This is a genomic window from Pseudomonas sp. NPDC089428 (assembly GCF_044749325.1).
Taxonomy (GTDB): domain Bacteria; phylum Pseudomonadota; class Gammaproteobacteria; order Pseudomonadales; family Pseudomonadaceae; genus Aquipseudomonas.
This window is the reverse complement of the sequence record NZ_JBIVHT010000008.1, coordinates 19,729-38,347: the sequence shown is the minus strand read 5'-3', so window position 1 is coordinate 38,347 and position 18,619 is coordinate 19,729. Positions and strand designations below refer to the sequence as shown.

19 protein-coding genes are annotated in these 18,619 nt (G+C 63.7%); 9 read left to right on the top strand and 10 right to left on the bottom strand.

Features of this window, described 5'->3' with window-relative positions; all coding sequences use genetic code 11:
* Positions 1-2: 2 nt before the first annotated feature.
* On the bottom strand, positions 3-1,424 hold the full coding sequence (locus tag ACIPZ5_RS16460) for a cytochrome ubiquinol oxidase subunit I (RefSeq protein WP_343598023.1): 1,422 nt from the start codon (positions 1,422-1,424) through the stop codon (positions 3-5).
* A gap of 345 nt (positions 1,425-1,769) precedes the next feature.
* Between ACIPZ5_RS16460 and ACIPZ5_RS16455 the strand changes: the two genes are divergently transcribed.
* The 3 genes from ACIPZ5_RS16455 to trmA all read left to right on the top strand — a co-directional run bounded on the left by ACIPZ5_RS16455 (position 1,770) and on the right by trmA (position 5,567).
* Positions 1,770-2,990, top strand: coding sequence for an MFS transporter (locus ACIPZ5_RS16455; protein ID WP_261941574.1), 1,221 nt, complete (start codon positions 1,770-1,772; stop codon positions 2,988-2,990).
* Between the two features lie 199 nt (positions 2,991-3,189).
* A complete protein-coding gene (locus tag ACIPZ5_RS16450; protein WP_261941575.1) occupies positions 3,190-4,485 on the top strand; it encodes an NCS2 family permease in 1,296 nt (431 codons plus the stop codon).
* Positions 4,482-5,567 (top strand): tRNA (uridine(54)-C5)-methyltransferase TrmA, encoded by a 1,086-nt coding sequence (gene trmA, locus ACIPZ5_RS16445; RefSeq protein ID WP_261941576.1) that lies wholly within the window; start codon positions 4,482-4,484, stop codon positions 5,565-5,567. The genes ACIPZ5_RS16450 and trmA overlap by 4 nt, the downstream gene beginning before the upstream one ends.
* A 141-nt stretch (positions 5,568-5,708) precedes the next feature.
* Here trmA and pcaG read toward each other — a convergent pair whose 3' ends face one another.
* Both pcaG and pcaH read right to left on the bottom strand, forming a co-directional pair.
* Positions 5,709-6,314, bottom strand: a complete 606-nt coding sequence (gene pcaG, locus ACIPZ5_RS16440; protein WP_261941577.1) for a protocatechuate 3,4-dioxygenase subunit alpha — start codon at positions 6,312-6,314, stop codon at positions 5,709-5,711.
* Between the two features lie 10 nt (positions 6,315-6,324).
* Positions 6,325-7,044: a protocatechuate 3,4-dioxygenase subunit beta gene (gene pcaH / locus ACIPZ5_RS16435; RefSeq protein WP_400809688.1), complete on the bottom strand. Its 720-nt coding sequence runs from the start codon at positions 7,042-7,044 to the stop codon at positions 6,325-6,327.
* A 188-nt stretch (positions 7,045-7,232) separates the two neighbouring features.
* On the opposite strand from pcaH, the gene ACIPZ5_RS16430 reads away from it, so the two are divergent.
* Both ACIPZ5_RS16430 and ACIPZ5_RS16425 read left to right on the top strand, forming a co-directional pair.
* Complete coding sequence (locus ACIPZ5_RS16430) at positions 7,233-8,123, top strand: neutral zinc metallopeptidase (RefSeq protein ID WP_261941579.1); 891 nt, start codon at positions 7,233-7,235, stop codon at positions 8,121-8,123.
* Positions 8,124-8,380: 257 nt separating this feature from the next.
* The gene (locus ACIPZ5_RS16425) at positions 8,381-10,300 is read left to right on the top strand and encodes a methyl-accepting chemotaxis protein (RefSeq protein WP_400809686.1); all 1,920 of its coding nucleotides are present in this window, start codon (positions 8,381-8,383) and stop codon (positions 10,298-10,300) included.
* Between the two features lie 120 nt (positions 10,301-10,420).
* Here the strand turns inward: ACIPZ5_RS16425 and ggt are convergent, their stop codons facing one another.
* The 3 genes from ggt to ACIPZ5_RS16410 all read right to left on the bottom strand — a co-directional run bounded on the left by ggt (position 10,421) and on the right by ACIPZ5_RS16410 (position 13,723).
* The gene (ggt, locus tag ACIPZ5_RS16420; RefSeq protein ID WP_343598034.1) at positions 10,421-12,088 is read right to left on the bottom strand and encodes a gamma-glutamyltransferase; all 1,668 of its coding nucleotides are present in this window, start codon (positions 12,086-12,088) and stop codon (positions 10,421-10,423) included.
* Between the two features lie 117 nt (positions 12,089-12,205).
* Positions 12,206-13,102 carry a LysR family transcriptional regulator gene (locus ACIPZ5_RS16415; protein WP_400809684.1) on the bottom strand — a complete coding sequence of 299 codons (897 nt, stop codon included), beginning with the start codon at positions 13,100-13,102 and terminating at the stop codon, positions 12,206-12,208.
* A gap of 30 nt (positions 13,103-13,132) precedes the next feature.
* Positions 13,133-13,723 carry an NAD(P)H-dependent oxidoreductase gene (locus ACIPZ5_RS16410; protein WP_085674956.1) on the bottom strand — a complete coding sequence of 197 codons (591 nt, stop codon included), beginning with the start codon at positions 13,721-13,723 and terminating at the stop codon, positions 13,133-13,135.
* Positions 13,724-13,928: 205 nt separating this feature from the next.
* On the opposite strand from ACIPZ5_RS16410, the gene ACIPZ5_RS16405 reads away from it, so the two are divergent.
* Positions 13,929-14,243: a putative quinol monooxygenase gene (locus tag ACIPZ5_RS16405; RefSeq protein ID WP_027918390.1), complete on the top strand. Its 315-nt coding sequence runs from the start codon at positions 13,929-13,931 to the stop codon at positions 14,241-14,243.
* On the opposite strand, the gene ACIPZ5_RS16400 is transcribed toward ACIPZ5_RS16405, so the two are convergent.
* Positions 14,233-14,997: a sulfite exporter TauE/SafE family protein gene (locus tag ACIPZ5_RS16400; protein WP_400809681.1), complete on the bottom strand. Its 765-nt coding sequence runs from the start codon at positions 14,995-14,997 to the stop codon at positions 14,233-14,235. The genes ACIPZ5_RS16405 and ACIPZ5_RS16400 overlap by 11 nt on opposite strands.
* Before the next feature lie 78 nt (positions 14,998-15,075).
* Between ACIPZ5_RS16400 and ACIPZ5_RS16395 the strand changes: the two genes are divergently transcribed.
* Positions 15,076-15,981, top strand: a complete 906-nt coding sequence (locus ACIPZ5_RS16395) for a LysR substrate-binding domain-containing protein (protein ID WP_400809679.1) — start codon at positions 15,076-15,078, stop codon at positions 15,979-15,981.
* Positions 15,982-16,024: 43 nt separating this feature from the next.
* Here ACIPZ5_RS16395 and ACIPZ5_RS16390 read toward each other — a convergent pair whose 3' ends face one another.
* The 3 genes from ACIPZ5_RS16390 to ACIPZ5_RS16380 form a co-directional block, all read right to left on the bottom strand.
* Positions 16,025-16,432, bottom strand: coding sequence for a type II toxin-antitoxin system HicB family antitoxin (locus ACIPZ5_RS16390; RefSeq protein ID WP_261941585.1), 408 nt, complete (start codon positions 16,430-16,432; stop codon positions 16,025-16,027).
* A complete protein-coding gene (locus tag ACIPZ5_RS16385; RefSeq protein ID WP_400809677.1) occupies positions 16,429-16,656 on the bottom strand; it encodes a type II toxin-antitoxin system HicA family toxin in 228 nt (75 codons plus the stop codon). The genes ACIPZ5_RS16390 and ACIPZ5_RS16385 overlap by 4 nt, the downstream gene beginning before the upstream one ends.
* A 173-nt stretch (positions 16,657-16,829) precedes the next feature.
* Positions 16,830-17,105, bottom strand: a complete 276-nt coding sequence (locus ACIPZ5_RS16380) for a metal/formaldehyde-sensitive transcriptional repressor (RefSeq protein ID WP_054886890.1) — start codon at positions 17,103-17,105, stop codon at positions 16,830-16,832.
* 70 nt (positions 17,106-17,175) lie between these two features.
* Here ACIPZ5_RS16380 and dmeF point away from each other — a divergent pair, with 70 nt between their 5' ends.
* Together dmeF and ACIPZ5_RS16370 are read left to right on the top strand one after the other, a co-directional pair.
* Entirely contained in the window at positions 17,176-18,114 is a 939-nt protein-coding gene (dmeF, locus tag ACIPZ5_RS16375) for a CDF family Co(II)/Ni(II) efflux transporter DmeF (RefSeq protein WP_343598049.1), read from the top strand.
* Between the two features lie 96 nt (positions 18,115-18,210).
* Complete coding sequence (locus tag ACIPZ5_RS16370) at positions 18,211-18,555, top strand: cupin domain-containing protein (protein WP_400809674.1); 345 nt, start codon at positions 18,211-18,213, stop codon at positions 18,553-18,555.
* Positions 18,556-18,619 lie beyond the last annotated feature (64 nt).

The window sequence follows — 18,619 nt, the reverse complement described above, 5'->3', positions numbered from 1 at the left end:
GCTCAGTTCCCCTTGCTCAGGCTGGCGGAATCATCGGCGGCGGACAGTGGCCGCGCCTGCGTACGTGTGGTGCCAGGGCCACCGGGGTTATGCTCGTCGCCCTCGCCTGTCTGCGGGCCTTTGCGCACAAGGCGCATCATGTAGCCGAGGCCGGTACCGAACAGGGCGAAATACACCACCACGAACGCCACCAGGGTGAAGCCAAGCTGTGCATAACTGTGGTTGGACACGCCATCGGCGGTACGCAACAGGCCATACACCACCCACGGCTGGCGACCGATCTCGGTAGTGAACCAGCCGGCGAGCAACGCGATCAGGCCGGACGGGCCCATCCACAGGGCAAGGTGCAGGAACGGCCGCGAGGTGTAGAGCGTGCCGCGCTTACGTAGCCACAGGCTCCACAGGCCGACGAAGATCATCAGGAAACCGAGCCCGACCATGACCCGGAACGACCAGAACACAATGGTCGAATTGGGCCGGTCCTCAGGCGGGAACTCCTTCATTGCCGGCACCTGCTTGTCCAGGCTGTGGGTCAGGATCAGACTGCCAAGCGCCGGGATCTCGACCTTGAAGCGGGTGGTTTCGGCCTTCATGTCGGGGATGCCGAACAGGATCAGCGGGGTCGGCTCACCGGGCACGTTCTCCCAGTGGCCTTCGATCGCGGCGATCTTCACCGGCTGGTGCTTGAGCGTGTTGAGGCCGTGGAAGTCACCGATCACCGCCTGGATCGGGGCGACGATCAGGGCCATCCACATGGCCATCGACAGCATCTTGCGCACCGCCGGGTTGTCACGCCCGCGCAGCAGGTGCCAGGCTGCCGAGGCACCGACGAAGAACGCCGTGGACACGAACGCGGCGGTGGCCATGTGCATCAGGCGATAGGGGAACGATGGGTTGAACACCACCGCCAGCCAGTCCACTGGCACCACCCGGCCATCGATGATCTCGTGGCCCTGCGGGGTCTGCATCCAGCTGTTGGAGGCCAGAATCCAGAAGGTCGATACCAGGGTGCCAAGCGCCACCATCACCGTGGAGAAGAAGTGCAGCCCACGGCCGACACGGTTCCAGCCGAACAGCATGACACCCAGGAAGCCCGCCTCGAGGAAGAAGGCTGTCAGCACCTCGTAGGTGAGCAACGGGCCGGTAATGGCGCCAGCGAAGTCGGAGAATCGGCTCCAGTTGGTGCCGAACTGGTAGGCCATGACCAGGCCAGAGACCACGCCCATGCCGAAGTTGACGGCGAAGATCTTCGACCAGAAGTGGTAGAGGTCACGGTAAACCTGGTTGTTGGTCCGCAGCCAGAGGCCTTCGAGGACTGCCAGGTAGCTCGCCAGGCCGATGGTGATGGCCGGGAACAGGATGTGGAACGACACGGTAAAGGCAAACTGCATTCGGGCGAGCTCTAAGGCCTCTATTCCGAACATGGTGCTTCCTCTTCAGATAATCCGGCGTCCGGGCTTGTGGCCCCGTCGCCCACTGCCCCCACGGTAGTCGAGTGCGGCACGTTGGAATTGTTCTGTTCGATCGCAGGGATTCCGGCCCAAGGGCCAATTCGTTACATCTGGAACGATTGATCCAGGTCAACGATTCCTAAGAAGCATAGTCCCGAATGGCCCGCTGGGCGGTGTGGTTGTTTGCCGCGTGACCAGTTGCCCCACCCTCTTTCGCGAAGCCTGGAAAAGTGCCGATCACGGCAAACAGTAACCGTTTGTTACAAACAGATGATACGCTGCGGCCCCCTCTACTGCGCCGAGGCCAACAGGTTTCCGATGTCCGATTCCGCACCGCAGTTGTTGCGTCACCACCGCCCCTTCATCGCCTTCTGGCTGGCCCGGGTGTTCACCGCCAGCGGCTTCCAGATGCTCACCGTGGCCATTGGCTGGCACCTCTACCAGTTGACCGGCAACGTGCTCGACCTGGGCCTGGTCGGCCTGGTCGAATTCGCCCCACGGGTGCTGTTCATGCTGCACACCGGGCACGTCGCCGACCGCTATGACCGGCGCAAGGTCGCGGCGCTGTGCCAGACCTTGCAGGGGCTGATCGCCCTGGCGCTGGCCGTGGGCAGCGCCACCGACAACGTCAGCCGCGAACTTATTTTCGCTTTGGCCTTCCTGCTCGGTGCCACCCGCTCGTTCGAGATGCCGGCGACCCAGGCGCTGCTGCCCAACGTGGTGCCTCCCGGGCTGTTCCCGCGGGCGGTAGCCGCTTCGGCCTCGGCGACCCAGGCAGCCACCATCGTCGCCCCGGCCGTGGGCGGCTTCCTGTACGCATTCGGCAGCATCTGGGTGTATGGCCCGACCGTAGCGCTGTACGCCATCGCCTGTCTGTTGATGCTCAGCCTCGACTCGCGCCAGCAGGTGCCGCAGCGCGGCCGCGCCAGTATCGAGTCGCTGATGGCCGGGATCCGCTTCATCCGCAGCCGCCCAGACATCCTCGGGGCCATCTCGCTGGACCTGTTCGCCGTGCTGCTCGGTGGTGCCACCGCCTTGCTGCCGGTGTTCGCCAAGGACATCCTGCTCACCGGCCCATGGGGCCTGGGCCTGCTGCGCTCGGCACCGGCGGTGGGGGCTCTGCTGATGTCGCTGTGGCTGGCGCGGTTCCCGGTCGAGCGCAAGGTTGGCCGCACCATGTTCACCGCCGTCGGGTTGTTCGGCGTGGCGACCATTGCCTTTGGCCTGTCGACTTCGTTCTGGTTCTCGCTGGCGGTACTGGTGGTGCTGGGCGCGGCGGACATGATCAGCATGGTCATCCGCGGCGCCTTCGTGCAACTGGAGACGCCGGACGAAATGCGCGGGCGGGTGAGCGCGGTGAACGGGTTGTTCATCGGCGCGTCGAACCAGCTGGGTGAGTTCGAGTCCGGGGTGACGGCGCACTGGTTCGGCACAGTGCCGGCGGTGGTGCTGGGAGGCGTCGGTACGCTGGTGGTGACCGGGGTCTGGATAAAGTTGTTCCCCACACTGGCCAAGCGCGACCGGTTGCACAACGAATGATGCGTTTACCGGTGCCCGCGAAGAGGCCGGTACAGGCTAAAGATAAGCCATTCCCCAACGGCGATAGGCCCCCGCCGAGCATGCTGGTATGATGCGCGGCTTTTTTCCGCCCCACACAAAACCACGGCATCCGCTACGGTCTGTGCTTTGCTGATGGGGTCGATACATTCACGGCGCGAGGGCGCCCTGGGGAGCGGGCATGCTGGAAAGGCTGTTTCAACTAAGAGCACACAACACCAACGTGCGCACCGAGATTCTTGCGGGCGTCACCACCTTCCTGGCCATGGCCTACATCCTGTTCGTCAACCCGAGCATCCTCGGCGAGACCGGCATGGACAAAGGCGCGATCTTCGTCGCCACCTGCCTGGCCGCCGCCATCGGCTCGACCACCATGGGCCTGATCGCCAACTACCCGATCGCCCTGGCGCCGGGCATGGGCCTGAACGCGTTCTTCACCTACACCGTGGTCCTGCACATGGGCCACACCTGGCAGGTGGCACTGGGCGCGGTGTTTCTCTCGGCGGTGATGTTCTTCCTGCTGTCGATCTTCCGCATCCGCGAATGGATCGTGAACAGCATCCCGCTGCCGCTGCGTTCGGCGATTGCCGCGGGTATCGGCCTGTTCCTGGCGTTCATCGCCCTGCATAACGCCGGTATCGTCGTCGATAACCCGGCGACCCTGGTGGGCCTGGGCGACCTCAAGCAGCCGGCCCCGATCCTCGCCACCCTGGGCTTCTTCCTGATCGTCGGCCTCGAGTCGCTGAAGGTCCGTGGCGCGGTGCTGATCGGCATCCTGGCCGTGACCATCGCCTCGATCCTGATGGGCGTGACCCCGTTCGGCGGCGTAGTGTCGATGCCGCCGTCGCTGGCGCCGACCTTCCTCCAGCTGGACATCAAGGGCGCCCTCGACGTGGGCCTGGTCAGCGTGATCTTCGCCTTCCTGTTCGTCGACCTGTTCGACAACTCCGGCACCCTGATTGGCGTCGCCAAGCGCGCCGGCCTGATGGGCAAGGACGGCCACATGCCGAAGATGGGCCGTGCCCTGATCGCCGACAGCACCGCGGCCATGGCCGGTTCCCTGCTGGGCACCTCGACCACCACCAGCTACATTGAATCCGCAGCTGGCGTGAGCGCCGGGGGCCGCACCGGCCTGACCGCCATCGTGGTCGCCATCCTGTTCCTGCTGGCCCTGTTCTTCGCCCCGCTGGCCGGTAGCGTGCCAGCCTTCGCCACCGCCCCGGCGCTGCTGTTCGTCGCCGTGCTGATGGCCTCGGGCCTGGCGGAAATCAACTGGGACGACGTCACCGAAGCCGCTCCGGTGGTGGTGACCGCCCTGGCGATGCCGCTGACCTACTCGATCGCCAACGGCATCGCCTTCGGTTTCATCTCCTGGACCGCCGTCAAGCTGATTTCTGGCCGCCACCGCGACCTGAACCCGGCCCTGGTGATCCTCTCCATCCTGTTCGTCATCAAGCTGGGCTGGTTCAACGCATGAGTGCTGTCTTCGACCCCACCGCCTACGACACTCAGCTCGAGGGCAAAGTCGCTCGCCTGCGCGAGCTGCTGGCGCCCTTTGGCGCGCCGGAACCGGCCGTTTTCGACTCGCCGCGCGAGCATTACCGGCTGCGCGCCGAGTTCCGCCTGTGGCGCGAGGACGGCCAGCGCCACTATGCGATGTTCGCCCCGGGCGAGAAGCACAAGGCGATCCTGATCGACGATTTCCCTATCGCCAGCCAGCGCATCAACGAGTTGATGCCGCGCCTGAAAGCCGCCTGGCAGGCCAGTGAGGCGCTGAGCAACCGCCTGTTCCAGGTGGAGTTCCTCACCACCCTGGCCGGCGATGCCATGGTCACCCTGTGCTATCACCGCCCACTGGACGAAGCCTGGGAAGTGGCGGCCCGGCAGCTGGCCGAAGACCTGGGCGTGAGCCTGGTCGGCCGCTCGAAGGGCAAGCGCCTGGTGATCGGCCGCGACTACGCGGTGGAAAAGCTCGAAGTCGCCGGTCGCGTGTTCAGCTACCGGCAACCGGAAGGCGCGTTCACCCAGCCCAACGGCGCGGTGAACCAGAAGATGCTGAGCTGGGCCTTCGAGGCCATCGGCGAGCGTGAGGACGACCTGCTGGAGCTGTATTGCGGCAACGGCAACTTCACCCTGCCACTGGCCACCCGCGTGCGCCAGGTGCTGGCCACCGAGATCAGCAAGACCTCGGTCAATGCCGCGCTGAGCAACCTCGACGAAAACGCTGTGGATAACGTGCGGCTGGTGCGCCTGTCGGCGGAAGAGCTGACCCAGGCGCTGAATGAAGTGCGCCCGTTCCGGCGGCTGGAAGGGATCGACCTGAAAAGCTATGAGTTCGGCACTGTGTTCGTCGACCCACCGCGTGCGGGGATGGACCCGGATACCTGCGAGCTGACCCGGCGATTCGAGCGGATCCTGTACATCTCGTGCAACCCGGAGACGCTGGCGGCGAACATTGCCCAGTTGCAGGACACGCACCGCATCGAGCGTTGTGCGTTGTTCGACCAGTTCCCCTATACCCACCACATGGAAAGTGGCGTCCTGCTGGTTCGGCGTTGACCGATAGATTGCGGGGGCCGCTTTGCGGCCCATCGCCGGCAAGCGCGGCTCCTACAGGTACAGCGCCAACCTCGAGGTTTGCACTCTACCTGTGGGAGCCGCGCTTGACGGCGATGGGCTGCAAAGCAGCCCAGGCTTCACTCAGAAGTCGAAGAAGACCGTCTCCCCTTCCCCCTGAATACGGATATCGAAGCGATAGGCCGTTTTCCCATCTACTTCGCAACGCTTGGCAATCAAGGTCTCGCGGCGCTGCGGCTGCTCGATCAGGTTGAGCACCGGGCACTTGGCATTGGCCTCGGCCTCGTCATCGAAGTACAGACGCGTGTGCAGGTGGATGTTGATCCCCCGGGCAAACAGGCTGATGTTGATGTGCGGCGCCATCGGCACGCCTGCAGCGTTGTTCACTACCCCTGGCTTGACCGTGTGCGCGGTCCACTCGCCAGCATCGAAGGTGGTGGCGGTGCGGCCGAAGCTGTTGAAGGCGTTTTCCAGGTTGTAGGCATCCTGATACTGGCCGTTGGCATCGGCCTGCCACAGCTCCAGGAACGAGTCACGCACCAGATGGCCGTTGCCGTCATAGACGTGACCGATCAGCAGGATGTGCTCGCCAGCAGCGTCCGGCTTGGCCAGGCGGTTCCAGATTTCTTGGTCGCGGGTCGGGTTGCCGGCCGCTTCCAGGGCCAGGCCGATGTGCACGTAGGGGCCGGCGGTCTGCGAGGGGGTTTCCGGCAGCAGTTCGATTGGCATGGCGGGGTCCTCAGCAGTTTTCGAAGTGGGTCTTGCGCTGGCCGCGCAGCACGATGTCGAAGCGATACGCCAGGCAGTCCATCGGGTTGGCATTGCTCATGTCGAGCTTGGCGATCAACTGCTGCACGGCTTCCGGATTGGCAATCGACTTGACGATCGGGCACATCGGGATCAGCGGGTCACCCTCGAAGTACAGCTGGGTGATCAGCTTGGTGGCGATCGCAGGGCCGCTGATGGCGAAATGGATGTGCGCCGGGCGCCAGTCGTTCGGCCCGTTGCGCCATGGGTACGGGCCCGGCTTGATGGTACGGAAGCTGTAGTAGCCGTCGCGGTCGGTCAGGCAGCGGCCGACACCACCGAAGTTCGGATCCAGCGGCGCCAGGTAACGGTCGTTCTTGTGGCGGTAACGGCCGCCGGCGTTGGCTTGCCACATCTCTACCAGGGTGTTCGGCACAGGCTTGCCGTACTGGTCGACGACGCGGCCGGCAACGATGATGCGCTCGCCGATCGGCAGGCCACCGTTGTTGAAGTTCAGCAGCAGGTCATGGTCATGGGCACCGAAGCCCAGGTGGGAAAAGTCCGGGCCGGTGGTTTCGCTGATCGACTGCGGGATGCTGACCAGTGCCTGGCGCGGCGAGCGGGCAATGGAAGTCTTGTAGTCGGGCGTCAGGGCCTTCGGGTGCCAGTTGCGATCACGGATCACAAAGCGGCTGTTGTCCTGGGCGGGCATGCCGGATTCCTCTCTTGGAATTATGAAAACGCCTGTACACGGCAGGCGGACTTGCAGTTTCAGATAGGTCGCGCGTGATGAATATTGAAATCAGCCACCCAATACATAACCTTATGGTTATGTATTAGTGCCTTTGGCTGGGGTGATCTAGTATTTATCCCCATGTTTCACGCTCTGGAGAGCACCTCATGGAATGGCGAAAAGGCCGACGCAGCGACAACGTGGTCGATGCCCGTGGCGAAGGCGGCGGCGGCGGTATGCGCTTTGGCGGCGGCAAGGGGCTGGGGCTTGGCGCAGTGCTGCTGATCGTCGGCATCGGCTGGCTCACCGGCCAGGACCCGCTGCAGATCCTTGGCCAGCTCGCCGGGCAGATGGACCAGCAGCAACAGCAGGCTGCGCCGAATGGCGCCGGGGGCAAGGCGCCACCGGCCAATGACGAACAGGCTCAGTTCGTTGCCTCGATCCTGGGTGACACCGAGGATACCTGGAAGGCCCTGTTCGCTCAGGCTGGCAAGCAATACCGCGATCCCAAACTGGTGCTGTTCAGCGGCCAGGTGAACTCCGCCTGCGGCTTTGCTTCTGCGGCGGTCGGGCCGTTCTACTGCCCGGCGGACCAACGGGTCTACCTGGACATGTCGTTCTTCCGCGAGATGGAAACCCGCTTCGCTGCGGCCGGCGACTTCGCCCAGGCCTACGTGATCGCCCACGAGATCGGCCACCACGTGCAGACCTTGCTGGGTGTGTCGGCCAAGGTCGATGCTGCGCGGCGTGGCGGCCAGCGCATGGAAGGCGACAACGGCCTGCTGGTGCGCCAGGAGTTGCAAGCTGACTGCTTGGCCGGGGTGTGGGCGTATCAGGCGCAGAAGCGGCTGAACTGGCTGGAGCCTGGCGATGTCGAGGAGGCACTGAACGCGGCCAATGCCATTGGTGATGACCGGCTGCAGCAGCAGGGCCAGGGGCGCGTGGTGCCCGACTCCTTCACCCATGGCACCTCGGCGCAGCGGGTGCGCTGGTTCAAGGCCGGCTTTGCCCAGGGTAATGTGAACAGCTGCGATACCTTCAGCGCACGTAGCCTTTGAGATCCTGGGCCGCTTTGCGGCTTCCACAAAACTGGCGCAGCATCTGTGGCAGCCGTGCTTGCCGGCGATGGGCTGCCAAACAGCCCCCGCGATCTGCAAAAAGCAAACGTTTTCGCTAAGTTACAAATCAGCTGAAAAAGCGATTCAGCTTTCCGTTCGTCGTGCCGATAACAGCAGCACGAATCAGCGGGCTCCCAGAACAACAACGCCCTGCGATCGATGATCAAGTGAGCGAATGAATTTTCTGGAGAGCGTGCATGAACAGCTGGTTCGCCAACATCAGCGTCAACCTCAAACTCGGCCTGGGCTTCGGCCTGGTGCTGTTTCTAACTGGCCTGCTGGCCCTGACTGGCTGGACCAGCCTGGGCAGCCTGATCGACCGCAGCAACTGGATGGGCGACATCGGCCAGCTCAACAAGGACCTGACCGACCTGCGCGTGGCGCGCCTGCAGTACATGATCGCCAATGGCGATGACGCCGCTGCGGCCAACACCCAGGCCAAGCTCGACGCCTTCAGCAAGCAGCAGCAATACCTGGTCACCACCTTCACCAGCCCGGCCAACGTCGTGCTGCTCAAGGAGCTGGGGCAGACCATCAGCGAGTACAAGGTGTCGCTGAACAAGATGCGTGCCGGCTACAAGAGCTCGCTGGCCGCCCGTGACGCCATGAACGTGTCGGCGGCCAAGGCCGATGACGCCATGGAAACCCTCAGCCAGGACGTCATGTCCCGCCCCGAGGCTGACAGCGTGCGCCTGGCCCAGTACCAGCTGATCAGCAAGGCGCGCCAGCAACTGCTGCAAGTGCGCATCGATGTGCGCGGCTACATCGCCGACAACACCGCCGCCAACGAGCAGGCCGCCCTGCGTCAGCTGGACAGTGCGCTGGCCGACATCGACAACCTCAAGCGCCAGCTGCCCGCTGAAGCCACCCGCGTACAGCAATTCGAGCAGTCGGTGCTGGCCTACCGCGATGCCGTGCGCCAGTTCCGCGATGCGGTCGCCGCGATCACCGTTGCCCGTGCGGAAATGACCGTGCAGGGTGCCGACATCGTCAAGCGCAGCGACGCGCTGTACAAGATCCAGCTCGAACGCCGCGACGCCGAGAGCACCCAGGCACGTAGCCTGCAGACCATCGCCACGCTGCTGGCGCTGCTGGCGGGCGTGATTGCCGCCGTGATCATCACCCGGCAGATCACCGGCCCGCTGCGCGACACCCTGCAAGCCGTGGAACGCATTGCCGCTGGCGACCTGACCCATGAGCTGCGCGTCACTCGCCGCGACGAAATCGGCGTGCTGCAGCAAGGCATCGCGCGCATGGGCACCACCCTGCGCGAGCTGATCAGCGGCATCCGTGACGGCGTCACCCAGATCGCCAGCGCCGCCGAAGAGCTGTCGGCAGTGACCGAGCAGACCAGTGCCGGCGCCAACAGCCAGAAGGTCGAGACCGACCAGGTGGCCACCGCGATGCACGAAATGGCCGCCACCGTTCAGGAAGTGGCGCGCAACGCCGAGCAGGCTTCGCACGCGGCCACCGGTGCCGACGACGAGGCCCGTGCCGGTGACCGTGTGGTAGGCGAGGCGATCAGCCAGATCGAGCGCCTGGCCGCGGAAGTGCACCGTTCCACCGAGGCCATGAACCTGCTGCAGCAGGAAAGCCAGAAGATCGGCAGCGTGATGGACGTGATCAAGTCGGTGGCCGAGCAGACCAACCTGCTGGCGCTCAACGCCGCGATCGAGGCGGCCCGTGCCGGTGAAGCCGGCCGTGGCTTCGCCGTGGTTGCCGACGAAGTGCGTGGCCTGGCCCAGCGCACGCAGAAGTCCACCGAAGAGATCGAAGAGCTGGTGGCCAGCCTGCAGCACGGTACCCAGCAGGTGGCCAACGCCATGCAGGGCAGCCGCACGCTGACCGACAGCAGTGTCGAGCTGGCGCGCAAGGCAGGTGCTTCGCTGGAGAACATCACCGGCACGGTGTCGAGCATCCAGTCGATGAACCAGCAGATCGCTGCGGCGGCCGAGCAGCAGAGTGCTGTGGCTGAAGAGATCAGCCGCAGCATCCTGAATGTGCGGGATGTGTCGGAGCAGACCGCTGCGGCCAGTGATGAAACAGCCGCGTCCAGCGTCGAGCTGGCGCGCCTGGGTGGTCACCTGCAGATGCTGGTCAGCCAGTTCCGCGTCTGACCTTTAGATAGCATTCGCGGGGCAAGCCCGCTCCCACAGGATTACCGCTGCCTTCCGAAGAGCGGTGAACCTGTGGGGGCGGGCTTGCCCCGCGAATACGTCAGCTCCGCCAATGCAGAACTATTTAACGATCATCCCCACCCCACGCCCACGCGGATCCGAAGCGGTCTCAAGCTGCGCCCCGTTGACCCGGATCGCCTGGATATCGCCCATCTCCCAGCCCTGATCCTCCAGCACATAGCCCATCTTCTTCAGTTCATCAGCCACCGGACCGGTCAGCGGCGCGTAGCTGTCGAAGTAGATGGTGTCCTTGGGCAGCAACTGATGGTGCACACGTTGCGCCGCCACAGCCTTCTCCAGCGGCATGCCGTAGTCGTACAGGTTGTTCATCACCTGGAAGATCGAGGTAAAGATCCGCGAACCACCCGGGGTACCGATCACCAGCTCGACCTTGCCGTCGCGGGTCATCAGGCTCGGGCTCATCGACGACAGCATGCGCTTGCCCGGTGCGATGGCGTTGGCGTCACCGCCGACCACGCCAAAGGCATTCGCTGCGCCCGGCTTGGCGCTGAAGTCGTCCATCTCGTCGTTGAGCAGGAAGCCCGCGCCCTTGACCACCACGCCGCTGCCGTAATCGAGGTTGAGGGTGTAGGTGTTGCTGACCGCGTTGCCCTGCTTGTCGACGATCGAGAAGTGCGTGGTCTGGTGCGGTTCCAGGCCTGGCTTGACCTTGTCAGTCTCGGAGATGGCTTTCGGGTTGACCTGCGCGGCACGCTTGGCCAGGTAGTCCTTGGCCACCAACTGGTCGACCGGCACTTTGGTGAAAGCCGGGTCGCCGAGGTAATCGGCACGGTCGGCGAACACGCGCTTCTCGATCTCTGCCAGCAGGTGGATGTACTGCGCCGAGTTGTGCGCCACGCCCTTGAAGTCTGCCGCACGGTCTTCCTTGATGCCCAGCAGCTGGGCCAGGGCTACCCCGCCGGAGCTGGGCGGTGGCGCGGTGTAGACCACGTTGCCGCGCCAGCTCAGGGCCATCGGCTCGCGCCACACGGCCTTGTAGTCCTTGAGGTCTTCCTTGGTGATCAGGCCCTTGTCGGCCTGCATCTGCGCCACCAGCAGGTCGGCCGTCTTGCCCTGGTAGAACTCGCTCACGCCTTTGTCGGCAATACGCTCGAGGGTCTGGGCCATTTCCGGCTGTTTGAACAGCTCACCGACCTTCATGTTGCCGAAGTAATCGTTGAAGTTGGTCGCCGTCTTGAACATGCCTTGGGCATCGTTACGGTACTGGTACTGCTTTTCGGCGACCTTGAAGCCGTTCTTCGCATAGCCGATGGCGGGGGTCAGCAGCTCGCTCCAGGGCAGCTTGCCGAACTTCTGGTGAGCTTCCCACAGGCCCATCACCGTGCCGGGCACGCCAGCGGCGCGCACACCAACCAGGCTCAGGTTCTCGATCACCTCGCCCTTTTCGTCCAGGTACATGTTGCGGGTAGCGGCCTTGGGCGCCACTTCGCGGTAGTCGAGGAAATACGGCTTGCCGTCGACGAACAGGGTCATGAAACCGCCGCCACCGATGTTACCCGCCTCGGGGTAGGTCACCGCCAGGGTGAACGCCGTCGCTACCGCAGCATCCACTGCGTTGCCGCCCTTCTTGAGAATATCGGCGGCTACCTGTGCACCATATTGATCGGGTGCGGCCACCGCGCCGCCTTCCAACGTGGCGGCATACGTCGAGGAACAGCTCAGGATCGCGGCTGCCAGAGCCAGGTACTGGAACGGGACAATACGCATGACACTTCCTTGGTGTTGTTTTTGTTGAGCAGTCAGTAAGGCCGAAGCGCTCTGACTGTGCAATCAAACGTAGGAAGTTTCGCCGCCTGTGGACAGGATCTGTCGCGTTCAGGCAACTCAGCAAGCGTACATGGCCAGCTTGCGCTGGATGAAATCGAGGAAGCACTGGATGCGCAGGGCCAGCTGCGTGTTGCGGTAGTACACCGCGTGGATCGGCTGGCGGTAGCCGTTGTTGGCCTCGCTCAGCAGCACCTTGAGGCGGCCGGCGCGGATGTCTTCGTGGGTCATGAAGTGCGACAGGGCGACAATGCCCTCCCCGGCCAGCGCCAGCTGACGCAGGGTCTCGCCACTGGAGGCGATCAGTGCCGGGCGGATGCCCCAGCGGTCACCTTGGGCATGACGCAGAGGCCACTGGTTGAGCGACTCAGGTTGGCTGAAGCCGAGCAGGCAGTGGTTGTTCAGGTCTTCGACCTTTTCCGGCGTGCCGTGTTGCTCCAGGTACTCCGGGCTCGCCAGCACCTGGACCGGGCTGCAGCCGAGCGAGCGGGCATGCAGGCTGGAGTCGGCGAGTTCACCGATGCGGATGGCCACGTCGGTGCTCTGCTCCAGCAGGTCGATGATCAGGTCGTCGGTGTTGAGCTCCAGCTCGATGCCGGGGTACTGGCGACGGAATTCGCCGATCCACGGCAGGATGGCATGCAGCATGAACGGTGCTGCGGCGTTGATGCGCAGGCGCCCGGAGGGGGTCTGGCGGTTCATCGACAGGCGCTCTTCCATCTCGTCCATCTGCTCCAGCACCAGGCGCGAGCGTTCGAGGAAGAAGCGCCCTTCTTCGGTGAGGTCCATGCGCCGGGTAGTGCGGTTGACCAGGGTGGTGCCGAGCTTGGCCTCCAGGCGTGACAGCGTGCGGCTGACGGCCGACGGGGTCTGCCCCAACTGCTCGGCAGCGGCAGAGATCGAGCCGCAGTCGATGACGGCGACGAACACCTGGAGTTCTTCGGATCGGGTCTTCACTTGAGCGCCTGTGCTTGAACCATGCAGGGATTAGATAGCCTTGCCGAACACCTTGTCCAGATGCGCCTCATAAGCCGCCAACGCCGCCGGAACATCCGGGCGCTTCATCACATCCACCGCGAGGAAGGTCGGCAAGCCGGTCATGCCGAGGAACTGGTTGGCCTTGTGGAACGGGAAGTACACCGCATCCACACCTTTGCCCTCGAAGAAGTCCGTCGGGTCATCGAACGCCTGCTGCGGCGCGTTCCAGGTCAGCGACAGCATGTACTGCTTGCCGTGCACCAAGCCACCGCTGCCGTATTTCTGCGAGTGATCGGAACGGGTACGGCCATCGTTGGCGTAAAGGCTGCCGTGGCCGGCGGTGAAGACATCATCGATGTACTTCTTCACGGTCCACGGCGCGCCCATCCACCAGCCCGGCATCTGGTAGATGATCACGTCGGCCCAGAGGAATTTCTCCACTTCGGCCTGGGCGTCGTAACCACCGTCGATGAACGTCTGCTGCACATCGAAACCGGCACGGTCCAGGTGGGCCAGGGCGGCATCGTGGAGGGTCTGGTTGAGACGGCCGTCGGAGTGGGCGAACTGTTTGCCGCCGTTGAGCAGAAGGATCTTTTTCATGCTGGCCTCGAAGTTGTCGGTGGCGACCCGAGGCCTGAATGCCTGTGATCGCGTCATGAAGATGAGGCCGGCAGATTAGAAGTTCGGGGGCACGGGATACAGCCAGCACGGGGCAAAATACAATTGACCTTAAGTCAAAGATCGGAGAGATATTATTGCCGTAGAATCGTTTCACCAACCCTTTGCCCATTGCGAGAACCGATCCATGAGCGAGCAGCACGCATTCATCCTCAAGGCCAAGACCCGTCCGGAAATGGCCGAAGCCTTCGAAACCCTGTTCCGCGCCTACGTCGAGCCAAGCCGCCAGGAACCGGGCTGCATCGAGTACCACATGCTGCGCGACCAACAGGACCCGAGCCTGTTCGTGTTCTATGAGGTGTGGGCTGACAAGGCGGCGCTGGACGTGCACTCGGCTCTGCCGCACATGGTCGAGTTCTTCGAAAAACGCATGGATTACCTGGAGCGCGACTTCGACATCCAGCCGATCGTGATGCTCAGCGCCTCGTCCGCTAACCGTTGATCAGCAAATGGCCGCCCAGCGCGGCCAGGCCGATGAAAAAGCAGCGCTTGAACAGCGCAGCACTGATGCGCTGGCGCAACCCCTGCCCGGCGAGCATGCCCAGCAGTGCCGGCGCCAGCATCAGCAACGAAGCCCCCAGCGCTTGCCCACCCAGGGCGTCCTGCCCGGCCAGGCCAAGGGCTAGCGCCAGGGTCGAAACCGTGAACGACAGGCCCAGCGCCTGAATCATCTCGTCGCGGCTCAGGCCCAGGCTCTGCAGGTAAGGCACCGCTGGCATCACGAATACACCGGTGGCCGCAGTGACCATACCGGTCACCAGCCCGCAGACCGGCCCCAACCACCCTTCCCGCCCCGGCGCCACACGCATGGCCGGGCCTGCCAGCCCGTACAACGCATAGATCACCAGCGCCGCTCCCAACGCATGCACCGCCCACGGCCCACTGTTGATGCCCAACCAGGCACTGCCAAGCAAGGTTCCAAAGAAGATCATCGTCAGCATCGGCCCGAGCCTGCGCAGCAGCGCCAGCAGATGCCCTCCAGCAGCGAGCTGCCAGAGGTTGGTGAGCGTCGACGGAACGATCAACAGCGCCGCAGCCTGCGCCGGCGACATAGCCAGCCCCAGCAGGCCCATGGCGATGGTCGGCAGGCCGAGGCCGATCACACCTTTGACGGCACCGGCCAGCAGGAATGTGATGATTACCAGCAGCGTCAGTGCCGGGCCGATGTTCTGGTAAAAGGCGATCAAGGTATTCATGGGCGCCATGATGGCGCGCAGCGGTTGGGCTGAAAATCTGCCATATACTCAGCCAGACTCTCGCCAGGACAGAGGCAGATGCATTTCGACCTGATCGACCTCCGGCTTTTCCAGCACACCGCCGAGTGCGGCAACATCACTGCTGGCGCCCGCCGCAGCCATCTCTCGCTGCCGGCGGCCAGTGCGCGCATCCGTGCCATGGAGACATCGCTCGGCACGACTTTGCTGGAGCGCGATCGCCGTGGCGTGCAGCCGACGCCCGCCGGGCAGGCACTGCTGCAACATGCACGGCTGATCGGCCAGCAGGTCGAACGCCTGCAGTTCGACCTGGCCCACTATGCCAAGGGGCAGCAAGGGCAGGTTCGGCTGCTGTGCAACACCGCGGCGCTGACCGAATACCTGCCGGAACTACTGGCCAGCTACCTTGCCGACAACCCTGGGATCAGTATCGATGTGCAGGAGCTGCCAAGCCTGCGCATCGTGCAGTCGATCACCCAGGGCATGGCAGACCTGGGCGTCATTTCCACTGCTGCGCCCAGCGCGCATCTGCAGACCTTGCCGTTTCGCGATGATCCGCTGGTGCTGGTGACACCGCTGGCTCACCCCCTCGCCGCAGAGCCCGCGCCGAGCTTCGTTGACTGCCTTGCCCATGGCCATGTCGGGCTGGGGGCGAACAGTGCCCTGGCGCTGTACCTGGAAGAACAGGCGCTGCGCGAAGGCCAGCGCATGCAGGTACGGGTGCGGGCAGAGGGATTTGACGGGGTAATACGCATGGTTGCGGGGGGCGCCGGTATCGGTGTGGTGCCGCTGGCATCGGTGCAGCGCTGGCAGGGGGTGTTGCCGATGCACTGGGTGGCGCTGCGAGAGGATTGGGCCAAGCGGCGGTTACTCTTGTGTGCGCGGGATTTTGCCGGGTTACCCGGCTATGCGGCGGGGTTGGTTGAGCGATTGATGCAGCCCCACAGGGAACTGCAAGGCCCTTGACCCAGCGCGAGGCCCGCGATGGCTTGCAAAGCAGCCCCGTTGCTCAATGCGCGAGCGCCAGCTCTCGCAGGGCGGCCGACGCTAGAAATCCGGAGCGAGAGGCATATCGATGGTCACGCTTCACTTTTTCATCGATTCGCTGCAGCAGGTTTTCCGGCAGTGTTGCGTTAAACCTTACGGCCTTCCCCAGGTACGGCGTAACATCGAAATCGACGACAGCCCAGACCCCACCGGCATACTCGGGGTTCGCCACATGGACGTCGACTTCCTGCGCTTGCGGAAGCGCTTCGTTATCTGCAACCAAGCCTTCGAAATGAAGCGCCAATGCTTCCTGAACGTTCTCCAGTGCCTGGGCGACACTCCCTCCAGCAGAGAAACAGCCTGGTACATCGGGAATGGTCACGCCGTAATCCGATTCGGCGTCCTTGTGCAATACGACCGGAAATTTCATAGCGCGTCTCCACTGCTGTTTGAGCTATCGAAGCCACTGCACTGCTTCAAGCCAGCTTGCTTCAGGATGCTGTGTACGGTGCCTTTGGGCAGATCGCTCTTGGGGTGAGGAACTGTCACCCGTCCCTTCTTGATCGGATGCCTGAACAGATGATGGCTGCCCTTCACCTCGACTTCATACCACCCATCCGCCTCAATGAGCTGGATCACTTCACGACTGCGCATTCACCCTTCCTTCGGCAGTCGATGTGTATCATACACACCAAATTAACCAAAACGAAGCACAGTACACACCATGCACACTTCAGGTGACCATCGGATGTTTCGGGCCGCCGAGTAAGCTTCTACTTATCGCCCTGTAGGAAACCAACCTTCCTAGCCTATACCCCCAGGGGGTATCACTTCAGATAAGACCGCAACAAAGCCGCCACCTTGTCCGCCTCTTCCTGCCGTTCCTCGGCGCTCAGCCCTTCCGCCACCAGGTGCTCGCGGATGTGCCCTTCCATGACCTCGGCCATCAGCCCGTTCACCGCGCCGCGCACGGCGGCGATCTGCTGGAGGATCGCCAGGCAGTCCTTGTCCTGCTCCAGCGCCGTCTCCAGAGCGGCGGCCTGGCCTTTGATCTTGCGCACCCGGGTCAGCAGTTGCTTCTTGCTCTTGATCGTATGTGCCATTCGCTTTCACACCACGCTAGGTATACTGGGGTATAGTATATTTCTCGACATTCCGGGAGCATGATAAACCATGGCGACACAAACCTCAGGCCGCTGGCAGCACAGCCACCAGTTCCACACCAGCAACCTCGGCGCCGAGCGCAAGACCCGCCTGGCCGTGTGGCTGACGGCGATCATGATGGTGGCGGAAATCGCCGGTGGCTGGTTCTTCAACTCCATGGCACTGCTCGCCGACGGCTGGCACATGAGCTCGCACGCCCTGGCCCTGGGGCTTTCGCTGTTGGCCTATGCTGCCGCACGCCGCTATGCCAAGGACCAGCGCTTCGCCTTCGGTACCTGGAAGATCGAGATACTCGGCGGCTATTCCAGCGCCCTGCTGCTGCTCGGCGTGGCCGGGCTGATGGCCTTCCAGTCGGCCGAACGGCTGCTGACGCCGGGGCCGATCCACTATGACGAGGCGATCTTCATCGCCGTGATCGGCCTGGCCGTGAACCTGATCTGCGCCTGGCTGCTGCGTGACGATCACGATCATCACCATCATGCTCATGGCCATGACCATCACCACGACCATGGCCATCACCACCACGACCTGAACCTGCGCTCGGCCTACCTGCACGTGATCGCCGACGCCGCCACCTCGGTGCTGGCAATCGTCGCCCTGCTGGCCGGCAAGCTCTGGGGCGCCAGCTGGCTCGACCCGGTAATGGGCCTGGTCGGCGCGGTGCTGGTAGCGCTCTGGGCCCGCGGGCTGCTGCGCGATACCGGCCGCGTCCTGCTGGATGCCGAAATGGACGCGCCGGTGGTCGAGGAGATTCGTGAGGTGGTCGCCGAACTGCCGGTGCCTGCCACCATCACCGACCTGCATGTATGGCGCGTGGGCAAGGACCAGTACGCCTGCATCCTCAGCCTGGCCACCCAGGCGGCACTGAGCGCCGACAGCGTGCGCCAGGCACTGGGTGTGCACGAGGAACTGGCCCACATCACCGTCGAGGTAAACGCCCTGGCATAGCGCGGGCAGGCAGCTGGATGTCGAGCCCAGGCAACTGCGGCTCGGCCTTTGGCCCTATGGTGACTCGTCATTCAGCCAGTCACCAGGAGTTGTGCCATGTCCGATTTCATCACCGTCCTGCGCGAAACCTGCCCGACGCCGGTCGTGGACGCCACCAAGTGGAAGCGCATCGGCGGCGATCCGCACACCGTCAACCTCAACGCCTACCTGTCGGCCGACGGCAGCAAGATCATGGGCACCTGGATCTGCACCCCAGGCAAGTTCGAGGTCAACTACGAGAAGTGGGAGTTCTGCCACTTCCTCGATGGCTACTGCATCATCACCCCGGAAGGCGAAGAGCCGAAGCATCTGAAAGCGGGTGATGTGTTCGTGATCGAACCGGGGATGCAAGGCACCTGGGAAGTGGTCGAGACCGTGCGCAAGTACTTCGTCTTCGCCTGATTTATTTGCTACTCCGATGTAGGCCCTGTGGAAAACGCTAAACTTCCTACAGGGCCATCACCAT